Consider the following 20932-nt stretch of genomic DNA (forward strand, 5'->3'; position numbering starts at 1 on the left):
CTAGAGTTAAAGAGTACTCTTTTGCAGTATCGCGGCGACTAAGAATCAAATGAGGGGAAAATGATGCAACCATTAATCAATGTTATTGCTTACATTACGGCAAAACCTGGGAATGAAGGGGTTGTTGAACGTGCGCTCAAAGCGGCAGAGCAGGCGGTACAAGCTGAGGCAGGTTGTCAATCATACGTGTTAACTCAGGATACTCAGCAACCGCGACGTTATGTCATGTTGGAATGCTGGAGCAGTCAAGAAGCGCTTGATACGCATATGCAGCAACCTGCGTTTAAAAAGCTTCTCGCTGAGATTGATGGATTCGCTGAACTTGAAGTCGTGGTAACGAAAACGCTTGGTAGGTTGTAAAAGTATCAATCCTGCCCGAAGGCAGGATTGATATACGGCTACTTTTTCTTAAACGCCGCAGCGAGTGCATCGCCCATCGCGCTGTTACCTTGCGTTGAGATTTGCTTTGTTGGTTGGCGAGCTTGCTTAGGTGAAGCTTTCTCAGGGGCTGCGCTACGGCGGGATTGTGTTTCACCCGGTTGTTCATCGAGGCGCATGGTTAATGCGATACGCTTTCTCCCATTATCGACTTCGAGTACCTTTACTTTGACGATTTCGCCCGTTTTAATCACCTCGTGTGGATCGCTGACAAAGCGGTTAGCTAATGAAGAGATATGGACTAATCCGTCTTGATGGACACCTATATCAACAAATGCCCCGAAATTAGTAACGTTGGTGACAGTTCCCTCTAGAATTAAGCCTGGAGTGAGGTCATCCATCGTTTCAATGCCTTCCGCAAAGGTAGCTGTCTTGAATTCCGGACGGGGGTCGCGACCCGGCTTCTCAAGTTCTTTGAGAATATCGGTGACTGTTGGTAGCCCAAATCGCTCGTCAGTGAACTGTGAGGCGGATAAGGCACGAATAGCAGTACTGTTACCCATCAGTGATGCGAGTTGCTCATGAGTTTGCGCAATGATCCGCTCAACCACAGGATAAGCTTCAGGGTGTACCGTCGAAGCATCTAAGGGGTTATCACCTTGGTTAATCCTTAAAAACCCAGCACACTGCTCAAAGGCCTTGGGACCGAGTCGAGCAACTTTGAGGAGCTGCTTTCGGTTCATAAAACGACCGTTATCATCGCGCCATTGAACAATATTTTGTGCGATCATACTGCTCAAACCGGCGACGCGAGTCAACAGAGGGACCGAAGCGGTATTAAGGTCGACACCAACGGCGTTAACACAGTCTTCGACCACCGTATCCAGTTTCTTGGCTAATTGGGTCTGGCTAACGTCATGTTGATATTGGCCGACACCGATAGATTTAGGATCGATTTTCACTAATTCTGCCAGAGGATCTTGAAGTCTTCGTGCAATGGAGACTGCACCCCGTAGTGAAACATCTAGGCTTGGAAATTCTAGCGCTGCACGTTCAGAGGCTGAATAGACGGATGCTCCGGCTTCACTGACGATCACTTTCTCGGCTTTAACATCGGGGAACTGTTTTTTGAGTTCAACAAAGAAGCGCTCAGTTTCCCGTGAGCCGGTACCGTTACCGATCGCTACTAATTCGACGTTATGCCGTTGGCAGAGCATCGCTACCGCCGTAGCAGCTTTAGCGGCTTGACCGGTATGAGGATAAACGGTGTCGGTCGTGACTAATTTACCTGTAGCATCCACCACTGCCACTTTTACGCCGGTTCGTAATCCTGGATCAAGCCCCATAGTCGCACGCATCCCCGCAGGGGCGGCCATCAACAGTGCATTAAGATTACGTGCGAAGACATCAATCGCTTCGAGTTCGGCCTGTTCACGTAGCGATCCCATCAGTTCCGTTTCTAAGTGCAATAGCACTTTTATTTTCCATGTCCAACTAATCACTGACTTACGCCAGGTATCACTTGGCGCACTGGCGATGCGGACTTGAAGGTGTTCGCTGATTAACGTTTCGCCGTAACTCTCTTTCGGGGTCTCCTCGCTATGAGGATCAGGATTCAGTGACAGCTGTAGAATACCTTCATTACGACCTCGAAGCATTGCGAGCGCTCGGTGGGAAGGCGTTGTAGCAAGGAGTTCATGATGATCGAAGTAATCGCGAAATTTTGCCCCTTCAGCTTCTTTTCCTACTGCCACTTTTGAGACTAGATGCGCATTTTTCCAAAGGTATTGCCGTACTTTAGCGAGCAAAGAGGCATCTTCAGCAAATCTCTCCATCAAAATATAGCGAGCGCCATCTAATGCGCCACGCGTATCGGCAATACCGGTATCGGCGTTAACAAACTCGGCTGCAGTCGCTTCAGGATCGAGCTGAGGGGATGTCCACAACTTATCCGCCAAGGGCTGAAGACCCGCTTCGATCGCGATTTGCCCACGAGTACGACGCTTAGGTTTATAAGGCAAATAGAGATCTTCAAGTTCAGTTTTACTTAACACGGATTCGATAGACTGGGCGAGTTCGTCGGTTAACTTTCCTTGTTCTGAAATGGAGTTAAGGATAGTACGTCGACGCTCATCAAGTTCCCGTAGGTAGGTCAAACGTGTTTCTAATTGACGAAGTTGGGTATCATCCAGCCCACCAGTAACTTCCTTACGGTAGCGGGCAACAAAAGGGACAGTGTTACCTTCGTCAAAAAGTTTTATCGTGGCATCAACTTGTTCGATGCGGACCTGAAGTTCGTTAGCAATGATCTGACTTAGCGGCTTTTTCATTGTGGCTCGTAGCTTTTAAGGAGGTAAATTTTCTGACAGTTATACGGAGATGCTCTTTGAATTTCCAGTCTAGGTGATCAGATTAAGGATTTTCCTGAGGTGGGCCGAGATAACGGATATCATTGACGTACCATACGGCTGGTCCTGATGGTGTCTGGACGGTAGCGCTATCGCCAACTTCTTTTTTCAGCAATGCTCTAGCCATGGGCGAGTCGATCGAGATATAGTCATTACGACCAAAGATCTCGTCGTAACCAACAATCCGAAAGGCGAGGATTTCCCCGTCATCATTTTCAATTTCCACTTGTGCACCAAAGAAAATTTTACCCTCTTGTTGAGGGGAATAGTCCACAATACGTAACGATTCAAGGCTCTTACGTAGATAACGGACTCGGCGATCAATCTCTCTTAAACGCTTTTTGTTATATTGGTAATCAGCATTTTCACTGCGATCGCCCAAACTGGCAGCCCAAGTCACTTTTTTCGTTACTTCAGGACGCTCTTCTCGCCAGAGTTGGTCGAGCTCTTGTTTTAACTTGTTGTAGCCTTCACGAGTGATAAGTTGGGTTTTCACATTATTGTCCTCTATCACCTATAGTTAGATCTTTACTTAACGTACTGTTAAATATGCTTTGTAACAATTTCAGTAAGAATATAAACCAATAAAATTTGTCACTGTAAGCATTATTTTTAAAAATAGCATAGCTGGCGATAATGCCTTTGGGAGTCATTAGAATGCAGGAAAATTACAAAGTTTTAGTTGTCGATGACGATATGCGTTTACGGGCATTGCTTGAAAGGTATCTCACTGAGCAAGGTTTCCAAGTGCGCAGCGTAGCGAACGCCGAACAAATGGACCGTTTGTTAACCCGTGAATCTTTTCATCTGATGGTACTCGACTTGATGTTACCTGGGGAGGACGGACTATCAATCTGCCGTCGCTTGCGTAGCCAGAGTAACCCAATGCCGATTATTATGGTTACGGCAAAGGGCGAAGAAGTCGATAGGATTGTTGGGTTAGAAATCGGTGCCGATGATTATATTCCTAAGCCGTTTAATCCACGTGAATTACTGGCACGTATCCGCGCAGTCTTACGTCGTCAAGCGAATGAGCTGCCTGGCGCACCGTCTCAAGAAGAGGCAGTGATCACCTTTGGTAAGTTTAAGCTTAATCTGGGTACGCGCGAAATGTTTCGTGAAGACGAGCCTATGCCACTGACCAGTGGTGAATTTGCAGTACTTAAGGCATTAGTCAGTCATCCTCGTGAGCCGCTCTCTCGTGATAAACTTATGAATTTAGCGAGGGGGCGTGAATACAGTGCCATGGAACGTTCCATTGATGTGCAGATTTCACGACTAAGAAGAATGGTTGAAGAAGATCCGGCTCACCCCCGTTATATTCAAACGGTCTGGGGCCTAGGCTATGTCTTTGTTCCCGATGGCAGTAAAGCATGAAGAAATTTCGCTTCTCCCCGCGCAGCTCCTTTGCGCGGATGTTGCTACTGATTGTTTCACTTCTCTTTGTGAGTTTGGTGACCACTTATCTAGTGGTCCTTAACTTTGCGATCTTACCCAGCTTACAGCAGTTTAATAAGGTTCTGGCTTATGAAGTTAGAATGCTAATGACTGACAAGCTTCAGCTTGAAGACGGTACTCAGCTAGAGGTACCTCCGGCCTTTAGGCGGGAAATCTATCGTGAGTTAGGGATTTCGCTCTATACTAACTCTGCCGCAGAAGAAAGCGGGTTACGTTGGGCGCAACATTACAAGTTTTTAAGCGAACAGATGGCACACCAGCTCGGTGGTCCGACTGATGTTCGTGTTGAAGTGAATAAGAAAACCCCTGTGGTGTGGTTAAAGACTTGGCTATCCCCGGATATCTGGGTCAGAGTCCCGCTTACCGAAATTCATCAGGGCGACTTTTCACCGCTATTCCGTTATACCTTAATGATTATGTTATTGGCTATAGTGGGCGCTTGGTTATTCATTCGCATGCAGAACCGCCCACTCGTGGCGCTTGAACATGCGGCTTTACAGGTAGGTAGAGGCCAAATCCCGCCACCACTGAGAGAATATGGCGCATCAGAAGTCCGATCGGTAACGAGAGCCTTCAATCAAATGGCCTCGGGTGTTAAGCAACTATCGGATGACCGGACCCTGTTGATGGCCGGAGTGAGTCATGATCTGCGTACCCCCTTAACCCGAATTCGCTTAGCGACGGAGATGATTGGTGCAGATGAACAATATCTTGCTGATTCTATTAATAAAGATATTGAAGAGTGTAATGCCATAATAGAACAGTTTATTGACTATCTACGTACGGGCCAAGAAATTCAAAAAGAGCGAGTTGATCTCAATACTGTATTGGGTGAAGTGGTTGCGGCGGAAAGTGGTTACGAACGAGAAATCGATAATCAAGTAATGAGTAACGAGCTATTACTTGATATTAATCCACTTGGCATTAAACGAGCCGTGGCTAATATGGTTGTCAATGCTGCCCGTTATGGAAATGGTTGGATTCGAGTGAGCAGCGGGCGTGAGCTTGATCGTGCTTGGTTCCAAGTCGAAGATGATGGCCCAGGTATCGATAAAGAGCAGATCGCACATCTTTTACAACCCTTCGTAAGGGGAGATAGTGCCAGAACGACTAGCGGTACGGGATTAGGGTTGGCGATAGTGCAGCGAATTATTGATGCGCATCAGGGAGAGCTTAGTTTTGATACGAGTGAAAAAGGCGGCCTTAAGATTAGAGCATGGCTGCCTTTACCTTCCAGCAAACAACCAGCGGTAAGTGAGAGCGCTTAATGCCCCTCTCACCACCTACTCAGTGGGTGGTGAGAGGACGGTCACGAGTTAAGTTGCGGCCCAGCGCTGACTAAAGCTTTACCTGCTTCAGTATCAGTATAAGGCGTAAAATGGTTGATAAATTGCCGTGCCAGTTCTTCTGCTTTGGATTCCCATTCGAGTGAGTTGTTCCAACTGGATCTTGGATCGAGAATGGCCGGATCGATGCCTTGGATATGTTTGGGGAATTGTAAGTTAAAGAGAGGAAGGGTGTGGCATTCAGCGTGATCGAGTTCATCATGTAAAATGGCATTAATTAATTGGCGCGTGTCTTTTAATGAAAGGCGCTTTCCTTGTCCATTCCATCCAGTATTCACTAAGTAAGCTTTCGCCCCACTGGCCTGCATCCGTTTTACTAAAACTTCGGCATAACGTGTCGGGTGTAGCGTCAAGAAAACGGCCCCAAAACAGGCGGAGAAAGTCGGGGTTGGCTGTTTTATGCCACGCTCTGTACCAGCCAATTTTGCCGTAAAACCCGATAAAAAATGATATTGAGTCTGCTCAGAGGTTAATCGCGATACTGGTGGGAAGATACCAAATGCGTCCGCTGTTAAGAAGATCACTTTTTTAGCGTGCCCAGCTTTCGAGATGGGGCGGACAATATTATCAATATGGTTAATCGGGTAAGAAACACGGGTATTCTCGGTCTTACTGTCATCATTGAAATCAACGCTGCCATCACTATTAACGACAACATTTTCAAGTAATGCATTACGACGGATTGCTTTATAAATTTCAGGTTCAGCGGTTTCAGAAAGGTTAATCGTTTTTGCGTAGCACCCTCCCTCGAAATTGAAAACGCCATCATCGTCCCATCCATGCTCATCATCACCAATTAGCTGGCGTAGGGGATCGGTGGATAGGGTGGTTTTCCCTGTACCCGACAAGCCAAAGAACACCGCCACATCCCCCTCTTTACCCACGTTGGCAGAACAGTGCATTGACGCAATATTCTGTAGAGGCAATAAATAGTTCATGACTGAAAACATGCCTTTCTTCATTTCACCGCCATACCACGTACCACCGATAAGCTGCATGCGTTCAGTGAGATTGAAGGCAACAAAGTTTTCCGAGTTAAGCCCCTGTTCACGCCACAAAGGGTTATGGCATTTTGAACCGTTCAGGACGACGAAATTTGGTTCAAAGACAGCCAACTCTTCAGCACTCGGGACGATAAACATATTGGTAACGAAATGGGCCTGCCAAGCAACTTCTGTAACGAACCTAACACTCAACCGTGTTTCTGGATTGGCGCCACAAAAGGCATCAACGACAAATAATCGCTTTTCTGAAAGCTGTTCACATAACAGCCCTTTTAAGTGATCCCAAATTTGTGGGGAGAGAGGTTGGTTAGCATTTTTGGCGGCACTGGTGTCGTTCCACCATACTGTCTGCTCGGTGGTTGCATCACGGACGATATATTTATCTTTAGGCGAACGTCCCGTGAAAATTCCTGTATCGACCGCCACAGCACCAGATTGTGTTACAACTCCTCTTTCAAAGCCAACGAGGTCTGGTGATGTTTCTTCGGTAAAAAGCTGTTCATATGTGGGGTTATGGACAATTTCGGTAGAACCAGTGATCCCGATAGTACTCAGATCTGGAAGCGGGGGTGTAGCTGACATGAATCGCAACTCCTTCGATAAAAAAGTGGCTTAGCAAAAATACGTCAATGTCAGAAAAGTGTACCCTGAATCGTCGGGGGGGAAAGCAGAGAGGGACTAAAGTGTGAGCAGAGTTAAATTACTACTTAAAAAAGAGAAACATTCTCGCGAAGCTAGCTAAAGCAAGCGGGGATAAACCCCGCTGCAACCTCACTAATGAATTGAGGCATTACTTAACGGTACATCATTACGAATATTGGCAACATCTACGGCATCATATAAATAGTGGCTACCGCAGTAATCACAATGCATATCGATTTTTCCGTCTTCAGCTAAAATCGCGTCAATTTCCTCTACCGAAACGGTCTTTAAAACTTCTCCGCAGCGCTGTCTAGAGCAACTACATTTAAATTGTACCGGTTGCGGATCATAAACAGTCACTTCTTCCTGGTGGAATAGGCGCCACAAAACATCGTTCGCGGGTAGGCTTATAAGCTCTTCTTCCGTTACGGTTGTAGCAAGTGTTGTGAGATGGGTAAGTGCTTCACTATCTTTATCCTCGCTAGGTAACACTTGCAGCAAGATACCGGCTGCACCTTTTGTATTATTTCGAATGACTAACCGTGTCGGTAGCTGTTCTGAACGTAAGAAATACTCTTCGATGCACTCTGCAAAAGTAGGTTTTTCTAACGCAACAATACCTTGGTAACGTTCACCTTTAGCGGGGGTGATGGTGATGACCAAGTAACCTTGGCCTAGCATTTGAGCGAGCGTAGCATTGTCATCAATCTCCGCACGCACACGAGCAACACCTCGTAACTCTTGTTTATCATTACCATTGATCACCGCCATTGCTAATGGACCATCACCTTGTAATTGTACAGTGATATCGCCCTCAAATTTTAGCGTAGCCGTCATTAAGCTTGTCGTGACCAACATCTCTGCCATCAGTTTTTTTACCGCGGCAGGGTAGTCATGACCTTCAAGGATAGCTTGTAGTGTATGGCTGACATTAACCAGTTCGCCACGAACGGCGGCATCAGCAAATAAATAACGGTGAAGTTGATCTTGAACGGACATTATTTTCTCTTTAGGGCGTGTTTATTCGCCCGTTATCTTAAATTTAATTAAATCACGGCGCTCTTTTTTATCAGGGCGACGGTCGGGATGTGGCATCGTTAATGCGTTCATTTTCCGTGCCTGTGCGATCGATTCGCGCTTGGTAATGCTCTCTTCAGTTTCCTGATAGAGTCGCTCAGCTTCGGGTGCGCTACGGCGATGTTCGCTAAGAGATACGACGATGACGGTACGCAGATCATTACCCTGTCTGACTTGTACCTGGGCGCCAGGTTCCACCCATTTACTGGGTTTGCTCCGTTGGCCATTATACTGAACTTTCCCTCCCTCGATCATCTCTCTGGCAACCGCTCGCGTTTTATAAAATCGCGCAGCCCAAAGCCATTTATCGAGTCTTACTTTATCGAGTGCAGGATGTGTTTGGGTCGTTTGCATCTGTGCCTCCTAGAGACAAACTAGCATAAGCTTAGCAGCAAGACTTAACCTTAACCATCATTCTTTAAATGGGTGGGGTAGAAGCGAAGAGGTATTCGCTATAGAGGCGTTATAGTCTTCTTGAATACGGGCATAACGTGTGAAATGAGAGCGTAGACGATGAATACCCAAGAACGTGTTCACTACGACAAGAATGATTAAACCGGCTAAGAATAGTGTGGTAACAACATAACGCCACAGCGCATGAGTATTAGGTTCTTGATGTACAACAACATGAACCGTCCCTTGGTTATCATATTGTAGGGAGGTGATTATCCCCGATAAGGTAAAAGGTGTATTTAATAACTGTCCTGAAATACGTTGTAATTCTCTCCATTGTGCTGCAGGAGCTAAATCGAAAAGTGAGGTTTCAGGTTGCTCTTGATCGACCAGCAACTGACCTTGTCCGTTAACAAAGAGGTAGCCGTTCTTGGGTAAATGGCTCAGCAACGCAATTGTTTTACGGGTCTCATTACTCATAAAGGTTGTCGTCGCGGCATCAACTAAATTTGTTAAGTTTTGTGCGCTATTAGGTCTCAATAGAACATTTAATCCATCGAGTTTCCCTGATTTTGCCTGGTCGACTAAGAGGGGCCAGTCTTTAGCATTTTCAAGATTCACCAAGGCGCTCTTTAAACGGGGGCAATCATTTTCGGCAGAGCAAAGTTGGGCAGTTTTTAAAACGATATCTGAAAAATTATTCAGTAATATCATCCCCGATTTCTGTATTGCAGACGCAAGCTGTGGGTTTATTCCTTTTAAATGATTGTCTGGCGCAAGCTGTTGCGAGGTAGTGGCCAGTAGCGCTTGAGTCTGCTCAATAATTGGGGATGAGGGTAAGGTCTTGGATAACTGTTTATTCCAATAGACGGCAGAACAATCAAAAGGTAAAAAATCGTAGGTTCGGTTACTTTGATAAGTTTGGGGAATAACACACCTTCCCGTACCTTTAATATTGATCACATCGCCAACCTGTAATGTATGTTGAGTCAGCTGTTTGACATCGGTCACAGTAACACGCTGTTCGCCTTGCAGTCGCGCTAAAGCAATCTTGAATGAGACGGCAGTAGGTAGCCAACTGGTGGTCATAATTAGGATCAGTAAGGATCCGGCTGCTAAAGTCAGATTGTGACGCCAGTTTTGTAGTGGAAACTTTTTTACTTCACTAGTGAGCGAGAGCAGCGGACCGTGTCGTACCACACGGTTTTGATCATCAATTTCAATAACGGTTTCTTTACCGATATCTTGCTGAATATAGGGGTACCAATGTTCTGGGTAATAGAGGTCAAGAATCCCCAAAGAGAGACTCTGCTGTTTAGGGTTGGCTTCGCCAAAAAGGTCCCAAGGTTTTAGCAGGCCACGCATCGTTCTAATTTCTTGTAAATGGCTACGTGGGGGGCGGCGGTACATTAACCATAAACAGGGTAAAATTATCAGTAAGCTGGCGAGTAAAATCCATGGCATCAACTTTAACGGCGTCAATAAACTACAGAAAATGAGCAACAGCGCACAGCAGAGTATTAGCGCCTCACTGATATTATTTGCGTGAGTTAAGGTATATTCCTCATGCGTTTGACGACGAACATTGAGTATGGCGACACGCTCACTGGTCTCTTTACGAATCGAGGTATCAGTGATAGCAGAAAAAGTAGTTTGCGGGCCGGTATTCTCGAGGTCATGGAGTAATCGGTGGCCATTGAGGCTAATAACTAACGGTAACTGATTGGTATAGACTAGCTCGATAGTGTTATCTGCGGCGATGAAAGGTTGACCGTTGGGGGGAAGGTGGACCTCAAAAGCATCGAGATAATACCGATTAAGTTCTGGAACGCTGGCTGACAGACTGTAATGGGTAATGGAGTGATTGAGCGTGTACACCGATTTATCACGCAGCGTACAGGCGTTGCGTGGTAGGTTAATTTTTTTTAATAAACGATCAATAAACCCAGTGGGTTTGGGCTGTCGTTGTTTTAAATAGGCATAACAAAGCCTCAGTTCTTCTTCCGTTAGCTGATGTTGATCGATGGCATTTAATTTTTTGTGTTGGGCGCGGAGCTGTTTTTTGGGTAGCAGTATTTTTGTCCAAACAAAGAGTATGCAGAACAAAATTACAAGTAGTAAGAAAATAAAAACACTCATGCGTTACCCAGAGCAAAGAAGTGGTGAGCCTCATGGCCAGTAAAATATATCGAGTACAATGATACCTATATCAGTAAGACAATGAATTAAATAATTGGCGTTATCCTGTGTCAATCTAGTCTCGCACTCTAAAATAATAAATCAGGATAATCTTATTATTACAAGTCTGAAAAGAGATCTTGCGAATAAAAGACCGCAAATTTGGGCTGGTTGCCATTCTCTGGCTATGATTCAATAGCGACATACTGATTATCATCACGAGGTAAACCATGTCCGCGCTAAAAAAACCGCAAATTTTGCGTATTTCAGAAGTCGCGAGCTCACGACTGTTTACTATTCAATCTGTTCAGCTTCGTTTCAGCAATGGTGTCGAACGTATTTATGAGCGTATGAAACCTGCGGGGCGTGAAGCGGTTATGATCCTCGCGCTGGAAGGCGAAAATGTCTTGATGATTGAGGAGTACGCCGTAGGAATTGAAGGCTACGAATTAGGCTTTCCCAAAGGATTGATCGACGCTGGTGAAACCCCTGAGCAGGCGGCGGTTAGGGAATTAAAGGAAGAGGTGGGGATGGGCGCGGAACAGCTGACGGCTCTGGGGCATGTCACTATGGCCCCCTCTTATTTTTCGAGCCGGATGCACATCCTCGTGGCCGAGAAACTTTATTCTGAATGGCTGACAGGGGATGAACCAGAGCCTTTAGTTATCCATCGCTGGCCTGTGGCTAAGCTGATTGACCTGCTCAATCATCCACAATTCCAAGAAGCGAGAAACATGAGTGCAATGTTTTTATTACGTGAATGGATAGCGAAAAAGTCGCATATTTCTTATTCGAATGAACACGCGGGCTAATCCATAGCCCGCAGTGATGATCAAAATAAGTCTTGGCTCTCTGCGCCCGAACCTATCGTGGTGCTGGTTTCCTGAGGCGAATACTCTTTAGGCTCGGTACCGGTTACGAAGTATTCAGGGCGGCTATTCCCGCCACCATGTGATAATTTACCCGTTGTCCTATCTATCGTTACTGTCGTGATCCCTTCTGGCGGGGTTAACGGTTGTAATGGCACACCTTGTAGCGCTATTTTCATATAGTCGTCCCACGCAGGCTGGGCACTCTTTGCCCCACCTTCATAGCCTGATACTTGGTCTGCTATCGCCCCCGATGCGGTGGTGCGGCCTAGGGCATGGCTAGGATTATCAAAACCAATCCAGACAGATGTGGCGATGCCCGGACCATAGCCAGAAAACCATGCGTCTCTGGAATTGTTAGTGGTCCCTGTTTTTCCGCCAATATCGTTACGGTGTAAATCACGCCCTGCTCGCCACCCAGTTCCCTGCCAACCGGGCTCACCGAAGATATTTGAATTCATCGCACTCTTGATTAAAAAGGAGAGCGGCGTACTGATAACGTGAGGGGCATAAGGATCATTATTTGAATCCTTATTCACTGTTTGTAAGTCTGTTTGTGGTGCACCGTTTGGAACGGGCTGCTCTGCATGTGCCACGTTTTCTATTTTTGCATCATCCAATTGCGCGATATCTGGTGTGTTCGCGAAGAGGGGGAGGGAATTACACTCTGGGCAGGCGATCTTAGCATTCTCTTGGAACACGACGTTTCCTTGCTGATCGCTAATTTTACTGATTAACCAAGGTTCTACTTGGAAGCCACCATTGGTCAATATTGCATAACCTCTAGCCACTTGAATCGGTGTAAATGAGGCGGCCCCCAAGGCTAATGATTCGGTATGGATAATGTTTTGCTCAGGAAAACCGAAGCGTAAGAGATATTTGGCTGCATAATCAACGCCCATGGCACGCATCGCCCGTACCATCACGACATTTTTGGACAGACCGAGTCCTTGTCGAAGACGCATGGGTCCCGCATAAACATTTGGCGAATTATGAGGACGCCAATCGGAACCCGCGCCGGCATCCCAACGAGAGATAGGTAAATCATTCAAGATAGTGGCTAACGTCAGGCCTTTATCCATCGCCGCGGTATACAGGAAAGGTTTGATGTTCGAGCCAACTTGACGCAATGCCTGAGTCGCACGGTTAAACATACTCTGAGAGAAGTCAAAACCACCTACTAAGGCTTTGATTGCACCATTATGCGAGTCCAGCGAAACCAGTGCCGAGTTAACCTGTGGTACTTGTGCTAGCCACCAATCTTGTCCTACCGCTCTGACCCAAATTAATTGTCCTGATGCTAATACTTGACTGACGGAACGGGGAGTTGCCCCCTGCAGATTGTCATTTTTAAACGGTCTTGCCCAACGTATACCCGCGAGGGTTAGGGTTTGAACGGTACCATTCTTTAGTCTTACTTGTGCTGAATTCCAGTCAACATGTTGGACTACAGCGGGGATAAGCGGTCCGTAAGTAGGGTAATCTGCAAGCGTATTATCAATTTTTTTCTCGTCCCAAGCAGGTTGCCCATCGCTCCAAAGCAATTTTGTTGGGCCACGATAGCCATGTCGAATATCATAATTTAAAACATTATTCACTACGGCTTGTTGAGCACCTTCTTGTAGCGTCCGAGTAATAGTGGTGTTGACTTGGTATCCGTCGTTATAGGCATCTTCACCATAACGTTTCACCATCTCTTGACGCACCATTTCACTGATATAGGGAGCCGTAAAGGCGACCTGCGGGCCATGGTATTGTGAGATTAGCGGCTCATTAACCGCCTGCTCATATTGCTGTTGGCTAATATACTTTTGATCTAACATCCGGCCTAACACCACATTGCGTCGAGCGCGCGCGCGGGTATGTGAATAGAGCGGATTAAAGGTAGAAGGGGCTTTAGGTAATCCGGCAATCATTGCCATCTGGCTTAAACTGAGCTCATTAACATCTTTACCAAAATAGACGTGAGCGGCGGCTCCAACCCCGTAAGCACGAGAGCCAAGATAAATTTTATTTAAGTAAAGATCGAGAATCTGGTCTTTGGTAAAAAGTTGTTCAATACGGATGGCAAGAAAAGCTTCTCTAATTTTACGTAATAATGTTTTCTCAGGTGAGAGGAAAAAATTACGCGCTAGCTGTTGGGTTATCGTACTTGCTCCTTGCGAAGCCCTCCCAGAGAAGAGCGCGATAGAGGCAGCACGAAAAATCCCAATTGGGTCAACACCGTGGTGTTCGTAAAAGCGGCTATCTTCGGTGGCAATAAATGCGTGAATAAGATCAGGGGGCATTTGCTGCAATGTTAGAGGGATACGACGCTTCTCACCAAATTGTGCAATTAACTCTCCGTCTGCGCTGTATACCTGCATCGGGGTCTGCATTTTAACATCTTTAAGGGTATTTACGTCGGGTAATTGAGGTTCAATATATTTATATAAGCCATATATAGAGCCTACTCCCAGAAAAATGCAGCAAATAAATAATATGAATAAATACTTTAAGAACTTCACCTAAACTCTCTCACTCGAACGATATTGGGTAGTTTATAAACAATTGCCCCGTAGTATAAAGACATCATCGCTGCTTTGATACGTCAAAATATCTCATCGACTTCGGGAGGTTGTAAAATGTTTAGCCAAGGATGGCAAATAGGTCTTCATATTAATACGGCTCAAGTCAGTGTTGTGGCCGTCAAAGGGAGCCAACATAAGTGGTCTTTACAGCGCTGGTGGGTGTTCCCATTAAACGCACCGATATTCACTTCAACAGGATTATTGGTCAATACCCAAGAATTTCATTCTATTTTGGTAAACCTTCGCACTCATTTGCCTTACCGTTATTCGTTGCGAGTGAGCTATCCCGTGCAATGTGTATTGCTCCGAACAATTTCGTTACCTAGCACAGCGCTGAAGGGGTTACCTTTAGAGCGTTTTGTCCAGCTCTCCGTTGAGCGACTATTCTCTCACCTTCATGAGTTAACCTGGGATTACTGTTTAGGCCCGGATAAATCATCTGAAATCAGTGTGACGGTGACGAGGAGTAAAGTCCTTAATGACTATTGTGCGGTATTCCAGGACGTCGGGTTGGCCGTAGATGTAGTCGAATTGGCCTCAACCGCTCTTTATCCGCTGCTTGATCCCAGTGGCAGTAGTGCTCTTATCGTTGAGGATCGTGAAATTTGGTTATGGGCGATTTGTCATAATCAACATTATCATCACGGGCAATGTTTAAAAGAAGATTTTCCTACTCCTGAATCCGTTATCCACTCAATCACTATCCATAGCGAATCGTACTTCTATGCTGGAGAACAGGATGATGCTTACCAGAAAAACATGGAATCATTTTCTTTATTAACATCCATAGGGCATTCGCGCTCAGCGATATCATCGCGCCATGATTTAGTCGTTGCTTTAGGACTCGCCTTGCGTAAGGCGGACCAACTATGAGTAGAGTTAACTTACTTAACTGGCGGAGAAAAAAACTGTCTCAGCGTAGTTTTGTTATTGTCATCACCGGAGCTTTGCTGCTTATCTTATTAATCGTTCTCGCTCGTGTAGGCGTTGTCTATTATCAGCAAAGTCTCCGTGAACTTGACACGCTAAATGATCTCTATCAACACCTCGTCACCCAGTTATCTCAACGACTCCATCAACAGCAGACTGTATTACACCAACTCGAGCAAGCCGATCTGGAACGCAAGCGGATTGAAGGGGTTCGGGATGAATTGATCACCTATCGTTTTTTTTTCCAATGGTTAACTGAACGTTTACCTGAACATTTTTGGCTGACAACGCTGACCGCAGGTCAATCAGGTTGGATGATTACCGGGCAAAGCTTGAGGTTGGAAGAGATTGAACAGTTTATTCAACAGTTGTTAAGCGTAAAACAGGTTACGGCATTAAGCCTTAATGACTTAAAAAGAAAAGCGGAGTATTACGAATTTAGAGTAAGTTTTTTAATCTCAGCAGGGGAGGAACACGCGACTAATGGAAGATAATTTATGGTTTAAAATCATTTGCTTACCAATTTTTATTCAGTGGGCGCTCACCCTCGGTGTAGTGGCTCTGTTAGGGGTTTTTCTAACATCATATTTTTTATCGCCGGTGTATAGCCATCAAAAACGGCAGTTAGCTTTACTACAAACCTCACTCGGCCAAGTTAACCAGCGACTCGATGCATATCGGCAGACAAAACCTTATTACTTGTTATCGCAGCAACAGGCTCGCTCAGAAAGAAAACAGAGTGAGGCATTTCCGGTGTTCATCTTGTCATATGGAGCAGCTATTTCGAACTGGCAAGAAAGTGACGCTCAGCAGAAGGCTACACTGATCCTGGGTTGGCAGAGTTTTTTGCAGTTTTGGGAACATTTGATCCAGTTGGACCGTAATGTAAAGCCTCATCAGCTTCAACTCTCTGCGCAAAATGGCTCAATTTTAATAAAGCTGACTTATGAAAAAAAATAAAATCTCTCTTTATTTACTTGCCCTCTTGATGGTGGGAATAAAAAACCAAGCAGTAGGAAAAGATCCTTTTCAACCATTTGATTTATCTCAATGTACTTCTTTCGTAACGCAACTAAATGGGTGGAAATTAAACGCAGTACTCACCAGCACCTCAAGTCGTGAAGCCGTTATTTCACACACCTTATTGGGGACTAGGAGAGTCGCATTGGGGTCACAGCCTTCTTTTATTAATGGACGGGTGACACAGATCCAATTGACGCATATCGAGATTAGCGTTTTACCGCCTTGCCCATCTAAACGGATAACACTTTATTTTAAAGGAGCTTCATAATGCGTGTAACGAGGTTCTATTCTTTATTCACTTTAATGGTTATTTTTACCTGTGGCGCCCATGCAAGTACAAGAATATCAATTAATGTTGAGAATACGCCTGTAGCGCATATTTTTTCTTTACTTGCGTCAGCAAAAGACCTCAATCTCGTGGTGGACCCTAGTATTGAGCAATCTCTAACTCTGCATCTTATTGATGTCGAGTGGCAAGATGCGTTAGATATTATTAAGGATTTAGCAAAAGTAGAGGTCGTTCAATACGCCAATATTTTAGTGATTCGTATGATGGCGCAAAAGGACCCCGACGATGGGCGTGAAACGTTAACCTTTTCCCTTCAGAAAACGAAAATGGAACAGAGAGTTTTCTCCTTAAAGTTTATCGAGGCTGCTGAGCTTGAAAAACAGTTAAAAGCACTACCTTTCGAAAGTGCAGGTGGGAAAGGAAAACGCTTTGTGGACCATGAACAACAGCAGCTTATTATTTGGGATGATGCAGAATCCTTACAGAGGATAGAGCAGTGGATTCAGTTGCACGACCACCCTCAGCCACAAATAGAAATTACGGCTCAAATGATTTCGATTAGCCAAGACAATTTACGTGAACTCGGGGTTTCATGGTTTAACGATACTTCAAGTCTGGGGGAGGGACGAGTAGCGAGACACCACTTCACGACGTCATTAGGCGTTGCTGTACCGACATCACAAGTCAAAACGGCAATAACTCAAATCGATAGCCAATTATTGTTTCTTGAACTCTCCGCATTGGAACAAGAAAATCAGTTAGAAATCATCGCTAGCCCTCATTTAGTGACCTCTCAAGGTCGTACAGCATCAATCAAACAGGGCACAGAAATTCCTTATCAAACGGTGAGTGGTAAAAATGAAAACCCAGTAATAAATTTTAAAGAGGCCGTATTGGGGATGGAAGTAACGCCTGAACGGGTTGGACGAGAATATATTCGTTTACGACTCAGGCTAAACCAAGACGTGCCTGGGAAAATTTTGCAGGGTGACGGTAAGGGCCCCCCTTCAATTGATAAACAGGAAATCACGACTGAAGTCTTGGTGGCGAATGGAACGACTATTGCTTTAGGCGGGGTCTTTCAACAACAACATCAGCATGGAATCGCCACCGTGCCTTGGTTAGGGAAGATACCGCTGTTGGGGATATTATTTCAAAAACAGACACAGCAACGTCAAAAAAGAGAGTTAGTGATTTTTATCACTCCACGCCTGTTACCGATAGTTAATATTCCGTAAATTCAGGATAGATTGAGGTTCACCGTTGACGTAAAGCGCTAATTAGCATAAAAGGTTATCAATTTTTAAGAACCTTAAGCACTGAGTTTAATAAATCATCACTCAATGAGTCTGGATATAGTACTATAAGAGTGACTGACAGGAGCGCTTCACGGTATAAATAGGTGAAGGGTTACTGATAAATCATTTAATTGGTTGCCAAATGGTCTTGAGTGTTGAGATAATTTTTCACCTGACTCTTGTTACATGCTTATGAGGTCTCAGTTTCTGTCTCGTTGTCTATAGTGACTACGGGGTATCATCAACGAATTCTTAGTAGTACCGATAAAAATGGCAGAGAAACGTAATATCTTTCTGGTTGGGCCTATGGGTGCCGGCAAAAGCACTATTGGTCGTCAGTTAGCTCAACAACTTAATATGGAATTTTACGATTCCGATCAAGAGATTGAACGTCGTACCGGGGCTGATGTGGGCTGGGTCTTCGATGTTGAAGGCGAAGAAGGCTTCCGCGATCGTGAGGAAAAAATCATCAATGAGTTGACTGAGAAGCAAGGCATTGTCTTGGCGACAGGCGGCGGTTCAGTTAAATCTCGTGAGACACGTAACCGCTTATCGGCACGTGGAGTCGTTGTGTATCTTGAGACGACTATCGAGAAACAACTTGCTCGGACGCAACGTGATAAACGTCGTCCTCTTTTACAAGTTGATTCTCCTCCTCGGGATGTCTTAGAAGATCTCGCGGGTGAGCGCAATCCTCTGTATGAAGAGATTGCTGACGTGACTATCCGCACCGATGAGCAGAGTGCAAAAGTGGTTGCCAATCAGATCATCCATATGTTGGAAAACAATTAAGTTGATATATCGCAGTTAAATCAGTTGAGGGTCAGTAACATGATGCAGAAGATGATGGTTTCACTTGACGAACGCAGCTATCCCATCACGATCGCCGCAGGCTTATTCAGTGAATCTGCATCTTACTGGCCACTAACTGCTCATCAATCAGTCATGGTTGTGACTAATGAAACTATTGCACCGCTCTATCTACAACCGGTTTTAGAGCAACTTTCTGCATTAGGTATCAACGCTGACTCCGTCGTATTACCTGATGGTGAGCAATACAAGTCATTAACAGTACTCAATACAGTATTTACTGCGTTATTGGAAAAGCCACATAGTCGTGACACGACACTCATTGCGTTAGGGGGTGGAGTGATCGGCGATATGACAGGTTTTGCTGCAGCTAGCTACCAGCGTGGTGTGCGTTTTATACAAATGCCCACCACGCTGTTATCTCAAGTTGATTCATCGGTAGGTGGTAAGACGGCCGTCAATCATCCCTTAGGGAAAAATATGATTGGCGCATTCTATCAACCTACATCGGTTGTCATTGATCTTGATTGCTTAGCAACGCTACCACCTCGAGAGTTATCCTCTGGGTTAGCTGAAGTGATCAAATACGGTGTTATCCTCGACTATGCCTTTTTTGAATGGTTAGAAGAGAACATCGATGCGCTTCGACGCTTAGATCAAAAAGCACTGGCTTATTGTATCAGACGTTGTTGTGAACTTAAGGCTGAGATCGTGGCAGCGGATGAACGGGAACAGGGTAATCGCGCGCTGTTAAACCTCGGACATACTTTTGGACACGCTATTGAAGCGCATATGGGATATGGCAATTGGTTACACGGTGAAGCGGTAGCGGCAGGTATGGTCATGGCTGCACGTACTGCGGAACAACTTGGGACATTCGGTGCCTCATTAACAGAACGGCTCATCACGCTATTGTTGCGTGCTGGACTGCCGGTTAACGGACCGCAGCAAATGTCGGCCGAAGACTACTTACCTCATATGATGCGGGATAAGAAAGTGTTATCAGGAGAGCTACGCTTAGTCTTGCCTACCGATTTAGGTAAGGCCGAGGTGCGTTCTGGAGTGGGACATGATACTGTTTTAGCTGCCATAACTAAGTGTTAGCTAAGGTAAGACAATAACTAATAATGTCAGCGGGGCCACTCTAGTGGTACTTAGCCGAATACGTATGAGGTGGATCAATGGATGACTTTCAACCGGAAGATGAATTAAAACCTGACACGAGCGACCGTCCTGCTTCTCGTGGAAAAAAACCTGCACCGTCCTCTAAGCTACCAATCTCTAAGCAGCATCTCATGATCGCTGTGGGGATTTTGGTATTGCTACTACTAGTTTTAGGCATTGGGTCAGCAATGAACAGTCAGTCTAAACCCGACGAAGCTGCTAATGGCCAAGGCAATGAAAGAAACGTCGACCTGTCTGGGAATACTTCAGCAGATAATTCAACCGCTGCAGTAAACGATCAGCAAAATCAACCGGCAGGTACTCAACCTGCAGCGCCAAGCGATAGCACCTCGAATGGGTCGATGGCGTCGACCAACGGCATGGCTCAAGATACCCAGTCGTCAGTTGATCAAGTATCAGCTGCATCTCTACCAACGGGTGCGGCGACACTTGATCGCAATGCGAAACTCAGCAATACGGCTCAGACAGCTCAACAGCCTACTGACGTTGCACCAACGCCACCGGTTCATCACTCAGCGCCTAGCGAACAACATGCGCGTGCTAAGCCTCCCGTGGTGCATACAGAGGCTCGTCAACCAAGCCATCGTTCTGAAGTGCGTCATGCTGTACCTGAACGCCGTGAGACCACCGTCAGCCATCGTCAGCCTGAACACCGTGAAGCGAAAAAGACTGTAGCCCCTAAAGCTCCAGTAAAAATCGCTGAAAAGCAGACTCCAGTGACCATAACCACGACATCTCAACCCGCGAAGGCTACACCAGCACCTTCTCGTGAAGCCGTGTCAGGCAAGGGGTATACACTACAGCTCAGTGGCGCAAGCCGTGAAGATACGTTGAATGCTTGGGCAAAACAGCAGAATCTTTCCAGCTACCAGGTTCATAAGACGTCTCGCAATGGACAAGCGTGGTATGTCTTGACCACAGGAAACTATAAAACACCCGCTGAAGCAAAAAGCGCTATCTCATCTCTTCCAGAGGCTGTAAAAGCTAAGAGTCCATGGGTTAAGCCAATGAAAGAATCAGCTCAGTAATCTCAATAGGGCTGCAATAAGCAGCCCTCGATTTAAGCGCCAATCT

At 45.6% G+C, this 20932-nt stretch carries 19 protein-coding genes; 12 read left to right on the forward strand and 7 right to left on the reverse strand.

What is annotated here, in order from left to right; translation table 11 throughout:
• The first annotated feature begins 60 nt into the window (after positions 1 to 60).
• The gene (locus HH682_RS04620) at positions 61 to 360 is read left to right on the forward strand and encodes a putative quinol monooxygenase (protein ID WP_214236445.1); all 300 of its coding nucleotides are present in this window, start codon (positions 61 to 63) and stop codon (positions 358 to 360) included.
• A gap of 38 nt (positions 361 to 398) precedes the next feature.
• On the opposite strand, the gene HH682_RS04625 is transcribed toward HH682_RS04620, so the two are convergent.
• Positions 399 to 2708, reverse strand: a complete 2310-nt coding sequence (locus HH682_RS04625) for a Tex family protein (protein WP_214236446.1) — start codon at positions 2706 to 2708, stop codon at positions 399 to 401.
• Between the two features lie 82 nt (positions 2709 to 2790).
• Entirely contained in the window at positions 2791 to 3282 is a 492-nt protein-coding gene (gene greB / locus HH682_RS04630; RefSeq protein WP_214236447.1) for a transcription elongation factor GreB, read from the reverse strand.
• A gap of 161 nt (positions 3283 to 3443) precedes the next feature.
• Between greB and ompR the strand changes: the two genes are divergently transcribed.
• The gene (gene ompR, locus HH682_RS04635; protein WP_048912907.1) at positions 3444 to 4163 is read left to right on the forward strand and encodes an osmolarity response regulator transcription factor OmpR; all 720 of its coding nucleotides are present in this window, start codon (positions 3444 to 3446) and stop codon (positions 4161 to 4163) included.
• Entirely contained in the window at positions 4160 to 5512 is a 1353-nt protein-coding gene (envZ, locus tag HH682_RS04640) for a two-component system sensor histidine kinase EnvZ (protein ID WP_214236448.1), read from the forward strand. Before ompR ends, envZ begins: the two co-directional genes overlap by 4 nt.
• 41 nt (positions 5513 to 5553) lie before the next feature.
• Here the strand turns inward: envZ and pckA are convergent, their stop codons facing one another.
• From pckA to HH682_RS04660, 4 genes are all read right to left on the reverse strand, one after another.
• Entirely contained in the window at positions 5554 to 7176 is a 1623-nt protein-coding gene (gene pckA / locus HH682_RS04645) for a phosphoenolpyruvate carboxykinase (ATP) (protein WP_214236449.1), read from the reverse strand.
• A 192-nt stretch (positions 7177 to 7368) separates the two neighbouring features.
• Positions 7369 to 8235, reverse strand: coding sequence for an Hsp33 family molecular chaperone HslO (hslO, locus tag HH682_RS04650; RefSeq protein WP_214236450.1), 867 nt, complete (start codon positions 8233 to 8235; stop codon positions 7369 to 7371).
• A 21-nt stretch (positions 8236 to 8256) separates the two neighbouring features.
• Positions 8257 to 8667, reverse strand: coding sequence for a ribosome-associated heat shock protein Hsp15 (hslR, locus tag HH682_RS04655; RefSeq protein WP_214236451.1), 411 nt, complete (start codon positions 8665 to 8667; stop codon positions 8257 to 8259).
• 57 nt (positions 8668 to 8724) lie between these two features.
• Positions 8725 to 10845 (reverse strand): IgaA/UmoB family intracellular growth attenuator, encoded by a 2121-nt coding sequence (locus tag HH682_RS04660; RefSeq protein WP_214236452.1) that lies wholly within the window; start codon positions 10843 to 10845, stop codon positions 8725 to 8727.
• Positions 10846 to 11114: 269 nt separating this feature from the next.
• On the opposite strand from HH682_RS04660, the gene nudE reads away from it, so the two are divergent.
• A complete protein-coding gene (nudE, locus tag HH682_RS04665; protein WP_214236453.1) occupies positions 11115 to 11696 on the forward strand; it encodes an ADP compounds hydrolase NudE in 582 nt (193 codons plus the stop codon).
• Between the two features lie 20 nt (positions 11697 to 11716).
• Here nudE and mrcA read toward each other — a convergent pair whose 3' ends face one another.
• Complete coding sequence (gene mrcA, locus HH682_RS04670; protein ID WP_214236454.1) at positions 11717 to 14260, reverse strand: peptidoglycan glycosyltransferase/peptidoglycan DD-transpeptidase MrcA; 2544 nt, start codon at positions 14258 to 14260, stop codon at positions 11717 to 11719.
• 117 nt (positions 14261 to 14377) lie between these two features.
• On the opposite strand from mrcA, the gene HH682_RS04675 reads away from it, so the two are divergent.
• The 8 genes from HH682_RS04675 to HH682_RS04710 all read left to right on the forward strand — a co-directional run bounded on the left by HH682_RS04675 (position 14378) and on the right by HH682_RS04710 (position 20886).
• Positions 14378 to 15196, forward strand: a complete 819-nt coding sequence (locus HH682_RS04675; protein WP_214236455.1) for a type IV pilus biogenesis protein PilM — start codon at positions 14378 to 14380, stop codon at positions 15194 to 15196.
• Positions 15193 to 15747, forward strand: coding sequence for a PilN domain-containing protein (locus HH682_RS04680; RefSeq protein ID WP_214236456.1), 555 nt, complete (start codon positions 15193 to 15195; stop codon positions 15745 to 15747). Before HH682_RS04675 ends, HH682_RS04680 begins: the two co-directional genes overlap by 4 nt.
• On the forward strand, positions 15737 to 16213 hold the full coding sequence (locus HH682_RS04685; RefSeq protein WP_214236457.1) for a hypothetical protein: 477 nt from the start codon (positions 15737 to 15739) through the stop codon (positions 16211 to 16213). The genes HH682_RS04680 and HH682_RS04685 overlap by 11 nt, the downstream gene beginning before the upstream one ends.
• Positions 16200 to 16544, forward strand: a complete 345-nt coding sequence (locus tag HH682_RS04690; RefSeq protein ID WP_214236458.1) for a hypothetical protein — start codon at positions 16200 to 16202, stop codon at positions 16542 to 16544. The genes HH682_RS04685 and HH682_RS04690 overlap by 14 nt, the downstream gene beginning before the upstream one ends.
• Positions 16544 to 17803 carry a type IV pilus secretin PilQ gene (gene pilQ, locus HH682_RS04695; RefSeq protein ID WP_214236459.1) on the forward strand — a complete coding sequence of 420 codons (1260 nt, stop codon included), beginning with the start codon at positions 16544 to 16546 and terminating at the stop codon, positions 17801 to 17803. The genes HH682_RS04690 and pilQ overlap by 1 nt, the downstream gene beginning before the upstream one ends.
• Positions 17804 to 18133: 330 nt before the next feature.
• A complete protein-coding gene (gene aroK, locus HH682_RS04700; RefSeq protein WP_048912898.1) occupies positions 18134 to 18655 on the forward strand; it encodes a shikimate kinase AroK in 522 nt (173 codons plus the stop codon).
• A gap of 42 nt (positions 18656 to 18697) precedes the next feature.
• Entirely contained in the window at positions 18698 to 19777 is a 1080-nt protein-coding gene (gene aroB / locus HH682_RS04705) for a 3-dehydroquinate synthase (RefSeq protein WP_214236490.1), read from the forward strand.
• A 77-nt stretch (positions 19778 to 19854) separates the two neighbouring features.
• Entirely contained in the window at positions 19855 to 20886 is a 1032-nt protein-coding gene (locus tag HH682_RS04710) for an SPOR domain-containing protein (RefSeq protein WP_214236460.1), read from the forward strand.
• Positions 20887 to 20932 lie beyond the last annotated feature (46 nt).

Source organism: Rosenbergiella gaditana (assembly GCF_018494065.1).
Lineage (GTDB): Bacteria > Pseudomonadota > Gammaproteobacteria > Enterobacterales > Enterobacteriaceae > Rosenbergiella > Rosenbergiella gaditana.